Origin of the sequence: Marinomonas colpomeniae (assembly GCF_014803385.1) — a bacterium.
GTDB lineage: Bacteria > Pseudomonadota > Gammaproteobacteria > Pseudomonadales > Marinomonadaceae > Marinomonas > Marinomonas colpomeniae.
In genome coordinates, this window is sequence record NZ_JACYFC010000001.1 from 521056 (window position 1) to 536050 (window position 14995).

Genomic DNA, 14995 nt, shown 5'->3' on the forward strand with positions numbered 1-14995 from the left:
GTCGTAATTTTCTATCTTAGAATGTAAATATAAATGCCGCGGCCATAAATCATAGCCGTGGCATTTTTATTTAGTCTTATTTCTTTTACGTGTTTAAGTTTTGCTTAAAGAAACTAATTGTACGTTCCCACGCAAGTTCTGCGTTGTCTTCTTGATAACGTGCAGTTGAGTCATTATGGAATCCATGATTTGCAGTAGGATAGATATACGCTGTGTAATCTACTTTATTTGCTTTTAGTTCTTTCTCATATCCGACCCAAGTTGCGTTCACTCGTTTATCTAGTTCCGCAAGATGAATTTGCAGTGGTGCCTTAATCTTATCAATGTTTGATTTTGCCGGTGTACCGTAATAAGGCGCACCTGCATTGATAGTGTCTGGCATGTTGGCTGCCAGATGATTCGTTAAGAAACCTCCAAAGCAAAATCCAACCATGCCGACTTTACCAGTGGCTAATGAATGGCTTTTAAGTAGAGTCGCTGCATCCATGAAATCACCGACAATTTTACTGCCGTCCATGGATTTTTGCATAGCACGACCCTCATCATCGTTACCTGGGTAGCCACCTAAAGGAAACAGTGCATCAGGTGCGAAAGCAATAAATCCAGCTTTTGCTAAACGACGCGCAACGTCTTCAATGTATGGATTAAGACCACGGTTTTCATGAGCAACAAGAACTGCTGGCGCTTTATTACTTGAGTCTACATTTTTTGGAATAACCAAATAACCACGGCCTTTTCCATGACCGTTAGGTGTATCAAATTCTACATAGCTTGCAGTAATATCTGGGTCATTAAAAGATACTTGTTCTGCTAATGCATAATTTGGGGTGAGGGCTCCAGCGACAACAGAGAGCGTTAGTCCTGCAACACTTAATGCGCCAAGGCGAGACAGAAAAGTACGTCGATCAATGTCACCATGAGCGTACTCGTCATACCAATCAAATGCTTCTTGAGGGATGTCTTTTGCGGATAAAGCTAAGGTCGTTTTTTCTGTTTTTAAGCTCACTTTAACTCCTTTTTTACTTCGTCTATTTTTAGGTTGGTAAATCAAAAAGTTTCAGAATCAAATATGTTAGAGTTTTTTTTTCTAAATTGGTTCAATAAATAGATATATACAAAATACGGCTTCAGGTGTGGTTAAGCAAGTTTATAGGAATGACAAATTTTAATCGAAAAACGGGATGAATTTAGGTTTTTTTGTCTTACCATATAAATCTCGCCTTTGAAGGATTATTATGTGCGAGTTTTAAATAATCATGTCATGTGACAAGGTCAAGAAACTTAGGATAAATTTATGAATGCTGATGTAATGCAGCCAAGCAATGTAACTAGCCTTGTCTTGTCTGATGCTGCGATTAAAGTACGTGATACCCTTATCAAAAGTGGTTTAGAAACTCCGATGATTGATAACGGTTTAACAAGCGAAGAAAAATATCAACGTATTAAGGCTGCATTTGAAGATGTAGTGACAACATTGGGATTGGATTTAGCCGACGATAGTTTGGCGGAAACACCACATCGCATTGCAAAAATGTACGTTAAAGAAATTTTTTCTGGTTTAGATTACGCACACTTTCCTAAAATCACCGTAATCGAAAATAAGATGAAAGTGGATGAAATGGTTAAGGTAAGTGATATTAGTTTCACAAGTACATGTGAACATCATTTCGTCACTATTGATGGATTGGCTAAAGTGGCTTACTTACCCAAAACCAAAATTATTGGTTTGTCGAAAATAAATCGAATAGTACGTTTTTTTGCTCAACGTCCACAGGTACAAGAGCGTCTTACTCAGCAGATTTTAGTCACGCTACAAGCCTTGTTAGAAACAGATAACGTCGCGGTTAGCATTAGTGCTGTACATTATTGTGTGAAAGCACGAGGTGTTATGGATGCGAGTTCTTCGACTCAAACGACAGCATTAGGTGGTTTGTTTAAAAGTAGCGATAAAACACGTTTTGAGTTTCTTGCTAAGTAATACAGTGTTAGTAATACAACGCTTAGTGAAGCGGTATAATTTATTGAATACTATGACGGTTTGAACCGAAAGGCCTTTTACAATGACAGATAAAAATACATCATGGTTCCCAGCAAAAGAAAATGGTTGGGGCTGGGGTAGACCGACTGCATGGCAAGGTTGGTTTGTACAAATGTTTTATTTATTTGCGGTTGGCTTTATTAGTTATTGGGTAGATCCAAAAGTAGAACTACTAAAATGGGCTTTACTTGTCTCTGTTAGCACTTTGATTCTACTTGCTATTTATTACATTAAAGGCGAATCGCCTAACTGGAAGTGGAAGCCGATTGAAAAAAGTAAAAAGCGATTTAAGTAAGCTTAAATCGTAAGTAGATTTAAAGATTTCATTTACAGGAAAGATGCGTTGAAATACGGAAATCTTTAATAAGGATGTCTTTATGCGCACATCGGGCCTGTTATTGTTTGTTGCCTATTTAGGTTTTATTAGTTTGGGTTTACCAGATGCAGCACATGGTATTAATTGGCCATTTGTCCGTACTGAATTTGGTGCTCCAATTGGATGGCTAGGTCTAGTCATTCTCTGCAGCGGTATTGGCTATCTAATCTCGAGTTTTTCTGTTGGTTACTTGTTGTCTCGCCTAGGTGTTGGGCGGCTTTTAGTATTGAGCAGCTTTCTTGTCAGCCTGGGTTTATTGGGTTTTTACTGCAGCTCCAGTTTTATTGTTTTTGTTCTGTTTGCAATTTTGATTGGCATGGGGTCTGGTGCGATTGATGCTGGATTGAATGCTTACGCAGCGGAACATTTTTCTACTCGGCATATGAATTGGCTCCACGCCGCCTTTGGTGTTGGGGCAACAACAGGCCCTATCATTATTACAACAGTGTTGGTGAATTTTTCACAAAACTGGCGCTTAGGTTATGCTGTTCTCGCCGTTATTTTATTCACAATCACCGTGATATTTATTTTTAGCCGTAACTTGTGGGAAAGTGACAAGCACCTTCCTCAACAAGCAGAAAATACAACAGATGAGACTCAAACTCGTTCCGCTTATTTACCCGAAAAAGTCACCCAGCTTCAGGCGTTAAAACACCCTGTTATCCAATATCAAATTGTATTTTTCTTTTTATACACAGGTGTCGAATTCGGCATCGGGCAGTGGGCTTTTACTGTGATGACGGAATCACGAGGTATCTCATTAGCGAGTGCTGGAACTTGGGTTGCTATTTATTGGGGCTCTTTGGCATTTGGTCGAGCCGTTTTTGGCTTTCTAGTAGAGCGTTTTTCAGTTGATCTGTTATTACGTTTTTGTTTGATTGGTGTTGTTATTGGAGTGGTGCTTTTTAATATTAATATCACTCCCTATACAAGCTATCTCGGTTTAGTGTTAGTCGGTTTCTGTGCCGCTCCGATTTTCCCCAGCATGATTTCTCAGACACTTATTCGGGTTGGAAAATCGTATTCTACTCACGCCATTGGCTTTCAGGTCAGTGCTGCTGTGATGGGTGGTATGACGTTACCTGTGATAAGTGGTCTAGTAGGCGAACAGTTTGGTCTACATTGGTTGAGCGTCACCTTTTTAGTTTATGCATTGGGGTTGCTTGTTCTCTTCCATTTTATTTCAAAGCGAACGGTGTAGCCTATTTTAAGATATTTTTTGAGGGCATATAGAAAGATATAACACTTTTCATCTATCTTTCATAACCTCTTTAAAGTGAAATTAGCATCAGAGGTAGGATAGAAAATATGTTATTTTAGGGCCTTATTAAAATCAGGATGATAAATAGTCTAGTCTGATTTTTTGGCTAGCTGATATCAAGGATTTACATTGATTACTCCTGACAATTATATTTCTCTTCCTGAACGCCTTTCTCGCGGATTATTACTTTTTTGCTTAGCTGCTGTAGGCATTGGGCAGTCTTTTATTTTTACCTCTTTACCACCAATTGGCCGTGAAATTGGTCTTGCTGATGTTCGTATAAGTACTTTAATTACTGCAGGTGCTGCGACGTTTGTTGTAGCTGCTTTCTTCTGGGGCGGTATTATCAATCGAATTGGTCGTATCCGTTCAGTCATTATCGGTATGAGCTGTTATGCAGTCACTATTGGTCTGACTGGTGTGGTATTACACGGAGCCTTAGCTCGTGATTTATCTGCGGAACAAACTTACTATTTAGTATTCGTATTGCGTATGGTTTTTGCACTTGGGATTGCAGGCATTTTACCTTCAGTTCAAACTTTTTTGATTGCTCATACTGATATTAAGCACCGTAGTGCAACGATTGCAAAAATAGGTGCTTCTTTCAGTATTGGTATGATTTTAGGACCTGCGTGTGCGTCGTTGTTGAGTGGCTTAGGTTTAACCGCTCCATTTTACATTATTGCTTTTCTAGCAGGCTGTGCAGCTATATTAGTCATGTTCTTTGTGAAGGATAAAAAACACGTGCGCCAACTTGAGAAACCGCCAGCTATTAATTGGTTTAAAGAACCTGTTATGCCATTTTTAGGTATGTCGACCCTAGTGATTTTATCTATTACGGGTGTTCAACAGATTATGGCGTTTCTGATTCAAGACAGGTTCCATTTGGATGTGTCTGAAGCAACGAAACAGGTAGGTTATGCCATGATGACCATGTCTTGCTTTAGTATTTTAGTACAAATGATATTAGTACCTAGATTTCAATTGGGAGTGATTACTCTAATTGTTGCAGGTACGAGTATTGGTGTGTCGGCACAGCTTGCCTTTATGTTCTTAGACTCTTATGTCGGCGTACTATTTGCTATGGGGCTGTTTGGGACTGGGGTAGGGTTTTTGTTTCCAGGAATTGTAACCGCGCAAACTCTGCTTGTAAAAGACGATCAACAAAGTCGTTTGGCGAGTATGAACGCTTCTATGCAAGGATTAGGCGCTGCGCTAGGGCCTGTCACTTTGGCATCCTTGTATCAAATAGGGCAGTTAGTACCATTCCTTGCTTTGATGTCTGGGCTACTGTTTATATTAGCCATCTTTAGTTATTGTAAATCTAAACTAGGTTATACATTTTAACATCCTTTTTCTTTGAGGCTCGGTGTCTAATTAACCTTGTGAATTTGAGTTACTTGGCGTGGTGAAACACCAAAATGCTGGTGGAAACGCCGACTGAAGTGACTCAAACTCTGATAGCCTAATTCATAACTCACTTCAGTAACCGAACGTTTCTCTTGTAAGCGTTGATACGCTCGATTCATCCTGCGCTGATGTTGATATTCTAATGGCGTGCAAGCGAGCTGGCGTTTGAAGCTTTCATAAAATCGGCTGCGACTCATGCAAGCCATTTTTGCTAATAGGTTGACATCCAGAGGTGTTGAAAGGTTTTGTTCTATCCAATAAATGACGCATGTAAGGCCACTTGCATCAGGAGAGCTTTGAGTAAACCGTAATAATGCATCTCTACCGTGGTGTCTCAGTATGCGAGTTACTAATTCACTGACTCCAAAATCTACCAATAGATCTCGATCTGGGTCATTTTGCACAAAGTCACTGGTTAAGCGATCTAGCACCTGTTGTGTAGCTTGAGTATGGATGGTGTGTAAATGTTGGTTTGGGTCGATGACTGCATCATAAGGCAATGATTTGAACATGACATCATTCATGCGATCACAGATTTGTGCCACTCTTTCTTTTGATATGGCTATGGTGAGGCAGGTTGTTGGCTGTTCCCATCTAGCTTCTGGGAAATCAATGAAGACTTCTTCTTCTGGCGCTAATATGAAGGACTCATGAGGAAGAAATGGTACATGGCCATTGTGTTGGGTATGCATGACTTTCGCGCCAGTTACCATGCCACAATAGAGTAGCGAATCGGCTTTTAAGCTGACTTTTTGAGCCTGTTCATAAGTATCATAAATACTTAGCTCAGAATGAGGCCCTGCAAAACACACACGGTTCTCAACTAATTGAGTGGGTGAGCGTTTCTGCTGAAGTCGAGTTTTTTCTGTAGATAAAGAACGGTTCATTAACACACCTCTTTTATATTTATAGTTGGCGTGGATCATTTTTCTTTTCTCCATCATCACTCTTGCTTGTCTTTTGGTCAATACAAAAACACAAGAGAAATGGATCAGTAGACAAGTATCGTGGACTGACAGACAAGTTTTCTTTGCAGATTGTTTCTAGAGTGGAGGTTCAGGTAAATACCTTGCTGAATTCGACGAATAAAAACAATAAAAGTGGAGAAAATAACTATGATTTATGCCAAACCTGGTACCCCTGGTAGCCTTATTACCTTTCAAACTGAGTATGGGAATTTCATTGGTGGCGAATGGGTTGCGCCTGTTAAAGGCCAGTATTTTGATAAAACCAGCTCAGTAGATGGCGAAGTGTTTTGCCGTATTCCTCGTTCTACTGAAGAAGATATCGACCTTGCTCTCGATGCGGCTCATGCGGCGCGTGTTGCTTGGGGAAAAACCTCTGTGGCGAATCGTTCTGGCATTTTATTAAAAATAGCAGATCGAATTGATCAACATTTAGAAGCCCTTGCTGTTGCAGAGACTTGGGATAATGGTAAAGCGATACGTGAAACATTGAATGCCGATATTCCTTTAGCGGCCGATCATTTCCGTTATTTTGCAGGTTGCTTACGCTCACAAGAAGGCAGTGCCGCGGAAATTGATGAACACACAGTTGCGTATCATTTCCATGAGCCGCTAGGCGTTGTAGGCCAAATTATTCCTTGGAATTTTCCTATCCTAATGGCAGCGTGGAAACTTGCTCCAGCACTTGCTGCGGGTAACTGCGTGGTTCTAAAGCCTGCTGAGCAAACACCAGTGTCGATTCTTGAGTTGGTTAAAGTCATTCAAGATTTATTGCCACCGGGTGTATTAAACATCGTTAATGGTTTCGGCAAAGAAGCGGGTCAAGCGTTGGCGTCGAGTACGCGTATAGCTAAGATTGCTTTCACTGGCTCTACACCAGTGGGACAGGGCGTTTTAAAATGCGCAGCAGAAAATCTCATCCCTTCTACGGTTGAACTAGGTGGAAAGTCACCAAATATATATTTTGCTGACATCATGCAGCAAGAAGAATCCTTTATCAGTAAATGCGTTGAAGGGCTTGTATTGGCCTTTTTTAACCAAGGCGAAGTCTGTACTTGCCCCTCTCGTGTTTTAATCCAAGAAGACATTTACGATGAATTTATGGCGTTAGTGATTGAGCGTACTAAAACCATCAAACGTGGTAATCCACTGGATACAGAAACTCAAGTCGGTGCTCAGGCTTCTAAAGAGCAGTTTGATAAAATACTGAAATATATCGATATCGGTAAAAAAGAAGGTGCGGAACTTTTGATTGGTGGTGGTATTGCGCCTGTTGATGGTTTCAATAAAGGTTATTACGTACAACCGACCTTGTTCAAAGGGTCAAATGAAATGCGCATTTTCCAAGAAGAGATTTTTGGCCCTGTTGTTAGTGTCACGACGTTTAAAGACGAAGCCGAAGCGCTTGCGATTGCCAATGACAGTGAATTTGGTCTAGGTGCTGGTGTGTGGACACGAGACACCAACCTTGCTTATCGCATGGGACGAAACCTAGAAGCAGGTCGAGTATGGATGAACTGTTATCACATGTATCCAGCGCATGCTGCCTTTGGTGGTTACAAAAAATCAGGTATTGGTCGTGAAACTCATAAAGTAGCGTTAGAACATTATCAACAAACCAAGAATATGCTGGTTAGCTATGATATCAATCCGATGGGGTTCTTCTAATTTAGAGTGAATTTTTGAATTTTATTCCGTCCTAGAAAAAAATGAGGGTTTTAAAGCCAAGAGGTAAATGTCTCTTGGCTTTTTTTGTTGTTGTTTTACCAAGTCTAAAAATAGTCTTACAACGCCATAATTTTGTCTATTTTCGAACAAATACTGAGATATTTATAATTAACCTGTTTCTTATTGGAAACTTAGTATCATAAGTGATAATTTCGGAGGCATTATTTTATGAATGTATTTTAAGTGCCGTATTGGACTAAACCAATAGGCAGAGGGTATTGGTATGGCAATTAGTTTATTCGACCTTTTTAAAGTGGGCATTGGCCCCTCTAGCTCTCATACGGTTGGTCCAATGGTTGCAGCCAATCAATTTGCCCATCAATTACAAGAACGCAACCTGTTCGCCAGTGTGGCTCGCCTAAAAATAGACTTATACGGCTCTCTTGGTGCAACAGGAAAAGGACATGGTACAGGTACCGCTGTTTTGATGGGCCTTGAAGGTGAATTACCGGAATTTATTGATCCTAGTTTAGTGAATGACCGGATTGAAAAAATTGAAAAGACATCACAACTGAGTTTGTTGTCTCAGCAGGTAGTTAATATATCTGTTGCTACAGATCTTATTTATCACCGAGTTGATCGTCTTGATTTCCATGCTAATGGTATGGTGCTAGTGGCTTTTGATGGGGATGGTAAAGCAATCCACAGCGCGACATTTTATTCGGTTGGTGGTGGTTTTATTGTTGCAGAAGATGAGCAAGGTAAGGTTGTTTTAGTAGAAGATACAACAGAGCTTCCTTATGTTTTTCATAGCGCCGAGACTCTTATTAAGCTTTGCCGGGAAGAAGACAAAAGTATTGCTCAAATCATTATGGAAAACGAGAAAACCTGGAGAACAGAAGAAGAAATTAAACAGGGAATTCTTTCCATTTGGTCAGTGATGAAATCATGTGTTCAACAAGGGATTAAGAATGAAGGCATTTTACCTGGTGGATTAAAAGTAAAACGCCGAGCTTCCAGTCTACATAAAGACCTAATCAGCAAAACTCGAATGGATATGATTACGCCTTCTTTAGGGGCTATGGATTGGGTGAATCTTTATGCGTTAGCGGTAAATGAAGAAAATGCTGCTGGTGGCAGAGTAGTGACGGCCCCAACCAATGGCGCTGCAGGTATTATTCCTGCTGTTCTACATTATTACTGGGATTTCTGTCCTCGCTCTAGTGAAGAGGGTGTCATTGAATTCTTTCTAACTGCTGCGGCCATTGGTTTTCTTTTTAAAGAAAATGCCTCTATTTCAGGGGCTGAAGTGGGTTGCCAGGGTGAAGTCGGCTCAGCTTGTGCTATGGCCGCAGCAGGGTTGGCCGCAGCGACTGGTGGCTCTCCAGAACAAATAGAGAATGCAGCCGAAATTGGTATGGAACATAATTTGGGTTTAACTTGTGATCCTATTGGTGGTTTAGTTCAAGTTCCCTGTATTGAGCGTAACGCTATGGGGTCGATGAAAGCTATTAATTCAGCATCAATGGCACTCAGGGGTGATGGAACTCATTATGTTTCATTGGATAAAGTTATTCGTACAATGCGTGATACAGGTAGAGACATGAACGATAAATACAAAGAAACCTCTCGTGGCGGACTGGCGGTAAATGTTATTGAGTGTTGATTATTTAGCTCTAAAAACAGAAATCATTACCTGTAATAAAAGTGTCATGTTTCTGTAGTATATTTGCAACAAGTGCCTTTTGAAGGCACTTTTTTTTGTCTATATTTTTGGTTTGTCATTCAAAAAGGTTAGGGGTTTTTATCTAGATAAACCCAGTGTAGAATGGCGCCGAATTCATATTTTACAGAAATATGACGGAACGAATTAAGTGCCAAATTGATTTGGGATACAATAATTAGGTAGATCATTGTTTCATAACATTATTTATAAACAATGGTTTAGCATAGATTAATTTATAGAAAGAAGAGCCCATATGGATCTTACAAATACCCCGAAAGAAGAATCCACTTTATTAGGTGGTCATGAGTTTATACGTGTACTTATTGCCTTAGCATTTGTATTGGCCGCTGGTTTTTATGCCTCTGTTAATGGACTTGGAGCTTCAAACTTATCAATTTTAGCCATTGCCGCTGCTATTGGGGCTTATATGGCTGTCAATATTGGTGCCAATGATGTTGCTAATAATGTTGGCCCAGCCGTAGGCTCTAAAGCCTTGAGTATGACTGGAGCGATTTTAATTGCTGCTATATTTGAAGCCGCTGGTGCATTAATTGCTGGTGGTTCAGTTGTAGGAACGATTAAAAATGGCATTATTAACCCTAATTCTATTGGTGATTCTGCTACTTTCATTTGGGTAATGATGGCGGCTTTATTAGCCGGTGCTATCTGGTTGAATTTAGCTACGTATCTTGGTGCGCCAGTTTCTACAACACACTCTATTGTAGGTGGCGTATTAGGTGCCGGTATTGCTGCTGGTGGTTGGGATATTGCAAATTGGGATAAATTGATAGCGATCGTTGCAAGTTGGGTTATTTCACCTGTTTTAGGTGGTGTGATTGCGGCTTTCTTTCTAATGTACATCAAGCGTTCAATTACCTATAAAAGCGATATGATTGAAGCGGCGAAGAAAGTTGTGCCTATTTTAGTTGGACTAATGGTTTGGGCATTTTCTACTTACCTTATTCTTAAAGGCTTGAAGAAAGTTTGGAAGTTGGATTTTGTAACCGCTGGGATGTTTGCTTTTGCTATTGCTTTGACAGTTTATTTTATTGTCCGTCCTATAGTTGATAAAGCAGCTTCGGCATTGAAAAATGATAAGGATGCAGTCAATAGCTTGTTTACTATTCCTCTTATTGTTTCTGCTGCGTTATTAAGTTTTGCTCATGGTGCAAATGATGTAGCCAATGCGATAGGGCCTTTAGCTGCTATTAACGATGCTTTAATGACTGGGACTGTATCTGGTAAAGCATCTATTCCTATCTGGATTATGCTTATCGGTGGTGCAGGTATTGCTGTTGGTCTTGCGTTGTTTGGGCCTAAACTGATTAAAACAGTCGGTTCTGAAATCACTGAATTAGATAAGACACGAGCATTTTGTGTCGCTATGGCCGCCGCGATCACAGTTATTGTTGCTTCTCAGCTTGGTTTGCCAGTAAGTTCTACTCATATTGCAGTAGGCGGTATCTTTGGTGTTGGCTTCTTACGTGAATATTTGAAGCAGTCTTATGAGAAAAAATTGACTGCGCTTATCTCTCATTCTGAATCCACAGGCCTTGATGGCATGCAGATTCAAGACTTTGTTAAGCGTTTTAAAGTGGCCGATGTTGACGAAAAACGTGCAATTCTTAAAGAGCTGAAAGCGTCTCAATCTTCTTCACCTATTTCGTCTTCGGAACGAAAAGGCTTGAAAAAAGCGACTAAAAAAGAGTTAGTGAAACGCTCTGCTTTATTGCGTATTGCGGCTGCATGGGTGATTACTGTACCTGCTTCTGCTTTACTATCAGCAATGATTTTTTACATGCTACTTGGTTTTTCTGTCGCTCGTTAAGCTAATAGTTTTAAAAAATGAATAGAAAAAGACCAGCTTTCTGGTCTTTTTCTATTTCAGTTTTTAGGACTATGTTATATAAATAGTTTGAGTTGTATGTTGTTCTAATAATATAGCTGCGAATATCAAATGCAGTAAATGGCTGTATACTATTGTATTATCTTTTAAAAGCTAAACTGAATCGCTCAGTTTTAAATATAACTAGGGTAAATTGCGTATCTAATGACTGCTGTAACCATTACTGTACTTTTGCTTGTTATAGGTGGATTCATCACCTTTGCGATTGTGTTGCAGCTTAAAGAGCAAGCACGATTAGCAAGGCTACGCAAAATTTCTACGTTTAATAATAAACTACGTCAAGTACGTCGGTATCTCGATGAAATGCCTCCTCAGTATCAACCTAAAGATATGCGATTATGGTTGTTTTCCTTGATGATTTCTTTATACGACCAACTATCAGAATTACAGCCTGACCCGACAATTACTCGTAGGCGTAATCATTTAGCAGAAGAAATGGCTGAGTTTCAAAAAAGTAAGCAAAAAAGACGTGCGAAACCAATGAATGATGAAGTCCTTATTCTTGAAGTAAAACGCTTATTTGAATCTTTCAAATTATTCTTAATTTCATCCCAACGTGAAAAGTTACTCGATTCGGATATTGTTCATCGTTATAGTAAATTGCTTGATTTTTTTCATTATAAAATTAATGCTGATTACCATGGGTATCTCGCTCGTAAAGCATTTTTGAGTGGTTTATTGGATACGGCTATTGAGATGTATAAAGAAGCTATTTCTCAACTGACACCGATCAAAGATACGCCTGAAGCTCAACCGGTTATTGTTAAATACAAAGACTTACTTAAAGAAATTGAAGATGACTTAGCTTTGCAAAAAGCAGAAGAGGAGAGCGATAAACTCGCCAATACAGAAGAGGAAGAAGGGTTAGATGACGAATGGAGTAAGTTTATTGAAGATTCTTCTTTCAAAGAGAAAAAACGCTTCTAACCAAGATATGCTTTTTTCGTATGGTATTTCTATTTCTTAATTCCCTATTTTATTTTTGATAAGGATTTCTTGTGAATCTGGCCTTACTTTCTGCCTTTATACCTACTTTCTTTTTTGTTTCGATTACACCTGGTATGTGTATGACATTAGCCATGACATTAGGAATGACTATTGGTGTGAAGCGAGCTCTCTGGATGATGTTAGGAGAGCTTGTTGGTGTTGCAATGGTGGCGACATTATCGGCCATTGGCGTTGCAGCTTTGTTACTAAATTATCCTAGTGTATTTATGGTTTTAAAATACCTAGGAGGTGCTTATCTTGCGTTTATTGGTATTCAAATGTGGCTATCTAAGGGAAAAATGGCGATTAAAACAGATGAAAGTGGTAAGCCAGCTTCTCAAATTGATTTAATTTCTCAAGGCTTCATAACGGCAATTGCAAACCCTAAAGGCTGGGCTTTTTTTGTTGCCTTATTACCTCCTTTTCTTGATGCAGAGAATCCTTTAGCTGCTCAACTGGTTGTATTGATTTCAATTATCCTTACGTTAGAATTTACCTGTTTAGTTATTTATGCCACAGGTGGTAAGACACTCAAGTCCCTTCTTATGAAAAGTGGTAATGTTCGCATTATGAATCGTATTGCTGGTTCTCTGATGATAGGCGTTGGATTCTGGTTGGCAATTGGTTAGCGGATAGCAAGGGCCCATGAAGAGGTGTTTTATTTGGTCGTATTTTTTCTTAATGCTGTTTTTCTTGGTGCTTTCTTTTTCCCGCTAGATCGTTTTGGATAAGTTTTTTTACTTGGTTCTGGCAAGTGTTGTAATGCAGTAGAAGAGATATTTTTTGATGTTTCTAATAACTGAATAAGATTACCTTCTAAGTCCATCATAAAATTCTGATAACTGCTGTTACCAAGACTCATAGCATTCAATGTGGATTCCCATTGGGCAGTCATATCTGGTGTTACTAATTGACTAGGTAAACAATCAACAAAGGCTCTTCCTGTTACGCTAGCATGAATCTGTTTCCCTTCTCGAATTAAAAAACCACGCCTAAATAGCAGCTCAATAATACTCGCTCTGGTGGCATCCGTTCCTAATCCATCTGTATCTTTCAAAATTGCTTTAATGTCTTTGTTAGTAACAAAGCGACTTATGCCTGTCATGGCAGCTAAAAGTGTCGCATCGGTAAAAGCAGCTGGTGCTGAGGTTGTTTTATCGTGAATAATGCCTTGATGACACCACACTGAATCACCTATTTTTAATTTTGGTAACTCACTTTGTTCTTCTTCATTATTTGATTTTTCTTTACTTGTATTTTTTTTATTGGGAAGGAGAGACTGCCAACCAAGGGAAACGGGTGTATTTCCCTTTGCTTCAAATTGCCCTCCCGCGATATCAAGCTTGATATAAGAAGCGAGAAAATCGTAATCAGAGTAGAACTGCATTAAATATTGACGAGCGATAAGCCCAAAAACCTGAGATTCCATTTTACCAAGAGAGGCGGCTTTATACGCTTGAGTGGTTGGTATGATCGCATGGTGAGCGGTTACTTGTTTGTCATTCCATGCTTTACTTAGTATTGATGTGTTTGCATTTTCAGCCCCTTTGATAAGTTCTGGGGTACTTTTACTCAAAGCATTAATAATACTGCTGGCATCTTTGTGTTGAAGTCGAGGTAAATAACGGCAATCTGACCTAGGATAAGTGATCATCTGATGGCGTTCGTATAGTGTTTGGCAAGTATCTAATACTTGCTGGGCAGACATTGAGAAAGCTCTTGCCGCATCAATCTGTAGGCTAGATAAATTATAAGGTAAGGGCGGTGCTTGTTTTTTTTGTTTGTAATTTGCTTCGATAATTTTCGCTGTTTTCTGAGTAATTCTATTTGCAACATTAATCGCAAGTGCCCGATTGAGTATTCGTTTTTCTTCATCCATATGGGGTTTACAGGCATCACTTGGAATCCACTTAGCCTGAAATTTTGTAGCATCTTCCGTTTCTAATTGCGCCCAAACTTGAAAGTAATCCTTTGGTGTGAATTGTTCTCGTTCTTTATCTCTGGCTGCGACTAGTCCTAATACCGGTGTTTGTACTCGGCCAATTGAAAGAACCCCTTGATAGCCAGCTTGACGACCTCTAATGGTATAAGCACGAGTAAGGTTTAAACCAAATAACCAGTCAGCTCGTGCTCTAGCTAAAGCAGAGCGTGAAAGAGCAGCGAAGTCGCTGTTTGGTTGTAAGTGATTTAAAGCTTTTTTTACCGCCGCAGGAGTTAAGTCATTAATTAATAAGCGTTGTGTTGTTTTCAGTTTTCCAGACGCTGTCTTAACATAATGTAGTACTTCGTCTACTAATAACTGACCTTCTCTATCTGGGTCTCCAGCATGGACAAGGTGTGTGGCTTTTTTGATGAGTTTCTTTAAGATGCTAAGCTGTTTTTTTGTATTGGTTTTTTCTTGCCATTGCCAGTCCGTTGGAATAATTGGTAAGTGATCAAAGTTCCATGATTTAAATGCAGGATTATATTGATGAGGTTCAGCTTGTTCTAATAAATGCCCGATACACCAGCTAACACAATCGCCATTAGGTAGCCAAATGCAGCCGTCTTCCTTTCTTTGGGGGGAAGGAAGGGCGGCAGCAATGGCGCGAGCAAGACTGGGTTTTTCTGCAATATAAAGAATCATAGATACACTTTACTGGTTATATATACAGTAAT

12 protein-coding genes are annotated in these 14995 nt (G+C 39.6%); 9 read left to right on the forward strand and 3 right to left on the reverse strand.

The window, feature by feature from the left end:
• Positions 1 to 85: 85 nt before the first annotated feature.
• The gene (locus IF202_RS02530; RefSeq protein WP_191593294.1) at positions 86 to 1006 is read right to left on the reverse strand and encodes a dienelactone hydrolase family protein; all 921 of its coding nucleotides are present in this window, start codon (positions 1004 to 1006) and stop codon (positions 86 to 88) included.
• A 288-nt stretch (positions 1007 to 1294) separates the two neighbouring features.
• Between IF202_RS02530 and folE the strand changes: the two genes are divergently transcribed.
• From folE to IF202_RS02550, 4 genes are all read left to right on the forward strand, one after another.
• Positions 1295 to 1978: a GTP cyclohydrolase I FolE gene (gene folE / locus IF202_RS02535; RefSeq protein ID WP_191593295.1), complete on the forward strand. Its 684-nt coding sequence runs from the start codon at positions 1295 to 1297 to the stop codon at positions 1976 to 1978.
• 82 nt (positions 1979 to 2060) lie between these two features.
• The gene (locus IF202_RS02540; RefSeq protein WP_191593296.1) at positions 2061 to 2333 is read left to right on the forward strand and encodes a hypothetical protein; all 273 of its coding nucleotides are present in this window, start codon (positions 2061 to 2063) and stop codon (positions 2331 to 2333) included.
• 82 nt (positions 2334 to 2415) lie between these two features.
• Positions 2416 to 3615 (forward strand): MFS transporter, encoded by a 1200-nt coding sequence (locus IF202_RS02545; RefSeq protein ID WP_191593297.1) that lies wholly within the window; start codon positions 2416 to 2418, stop codon positions 3613 to 3615.
• Positions 3616 to 3804: 189 nt separating this feature from the next.
• Positions 3805 to 5022 (forward strand): MFS transporter, encoded by a 1218-nt coding sequence (locus IF202_RS02550; RefSeq protein ID WP_191593298.1) that lies wholly within the window; start codon positions 3805 to 3807, stop codon positions 5020 to 5022.
• A gap of 26 nt (positions 5023 to 5048) precedes the next feature.
• Here IF202_RS02550 and IF202_RS02555 read toward each other — a convergent pair whose 3' ends face one another.
• Positions 5049 to 5972, reverse strand: coding sequence for a helix-turn-helix domain-containing protein (locus tag IF202_RS02555; RefSeq protein WP_191593299.1), 924 nt, complete (start codon positions 5970 to 5972; stop codon positions 5049 to 5051).
• A 228-nt stretch (positions 5973 to 6200) separates the two neighbouring features.
• On the opposite strand from IF202_RS02555, the gene exaC reads away from it, so the two are divergent.
• The 5 genes from exaC (at position 6201) to IF202_RS02580 (ending at position 12966) form a co-directional block, all read left to right on the forward strand.
• The gene (exaC, locus tag IF202_RS02560; protein WP_191593300.1) at positions 6201 to 7718 is read left to right on the forward strand and encodes an acetaldehyde dehydrogenase ExaC; all 1518 of its coding nucleotides are present in this window, start codon (positions 6201 to 6203) and stop codon (positions 7716 to 7718) included.
• A 283-nt stretch (positions 7719 to 8001) separates the two neighbouring features.
• A complete protein-coding gene (locus IF202_RS02565) occupies positions 8002 to 9384 on the forward strand; it encodes an L-serine ammonia-lyase (RefSeq protein WP_191593301.1) in 1383 nt (460 codons plus the stop codon).
• A gap of 313 nt (positions 9385 to 9697) precedes the next feature.
• Complete coding sequence (locus tag IF202_RS02570) at positions 9698 to 11272, forward strand: inorganic phosphate transporter (RefSeq protein WP_191593302.1); 1575 nt, start codon at positions 9698 to 9700, stop codon at positions 11270 to 11272.
• Positions 11273 to 11494: 222 nt separating this feature from the next.
• On the forward strand, positions 11495 to 12277 hold the full coding sequence (locus IF202_RS02575; protein WP_191593303.1) for a hypothetical protein: 783 nt from the start codon (positions 11495 to 11497) through the stop codon (positions 12275 to 12277).
• 71 nt (positions 12278 to 12348) lie between these two features.
• Positions 12349 to 12966, forward strand: a complete 618-nt coding sequence (locus tag IF202_RS02580; protein WP_191593304.1) for a LysE family translocator — start codon at positions 12349 to 12351, stop codon at positions 12964 to 12966.
• A 29-nt stretch (positions 12967 to 12995) separates the two neighbouring features.
• On the opposite strand, the gene IF202_RS02585 is transcribed toward IF202_RS02580, so the two are convergent.
• Complete coding sequence (locus IF202_RS02585) at positions 12996 to 14963, reverse strand: DNA topoisomerase III (RefSeq protein WP_191593305.1); 1968 nt, start codon at positions 14961 to 14963, stop codon at positions 12996 to 12998.
• Between the last annotated feature and the right edge of the window lie 32 nt (positions 14964 to 14995).

Bases quoted from the DNA above. Each gene is read 5' to 3' on its own strand.
- folE (WP_191593295.1), top strand. From the start codon at position 1,295: ATGAATGCTGATGTAATGCAGCCAAGCAATGTAACTAGCCTTGTCTTG.
- IF202_RS02540 (WP_191593296.1), top strand. From the start codon at position 2,061: ATGACAGATAAAAATACATCATGGTTCCCAGCAAAAGAAAATGGTTGG.
- IF202_RS02545 (WP_191593297.1), top strand. From the start codon at position 2,416: ATGCGCACATCGGGCCTGTTATTGTTTGTTGCCTATTTAGGTTTTATT.
- IF202_RS02555 (WP_191593299.1), bottom strand. From the start codon at position 5,972: ATGAACCGTTCTTTATCTACAGAAAAAACTCGACTTCAGCAGAAACGC.
- exaC (WP_191593300.1), top strand. From the start codon at position 6,201: ATGATTTATGCCAAACCTGGTACCCCTGGTAGCCTTATTACCTTTCAA.
- IF202_RS02565 (WP_191593301.1), top strand. From the start codon at position 8,002: ATGGCAATTAGTTTATTCGACCTTTTTAAAGTGGGCATTGGCCCCTCT.
- IF202_RS02570 (WP_191593302.1), top strand. From the start codon at position 9,698: ATGGATCTTACAAATACCCCGAAAGAAGAATCCACTTTATTAGGTGGT.
- IF202_RS02575 (WP_191593303.1), top strand. From the start codon at position 11,495: ATGACTGCTGTAACCATTACTGTACTTTTGCTTGTTATAGGTGGATTC.
- IF202_RS02585 (WP_191593305.1), bottom strand. From the start codon at position 14,963: ATGATTCTTTATATTGCAGAAAAACCCAGTCTTGCTCGCGCCATTGCT.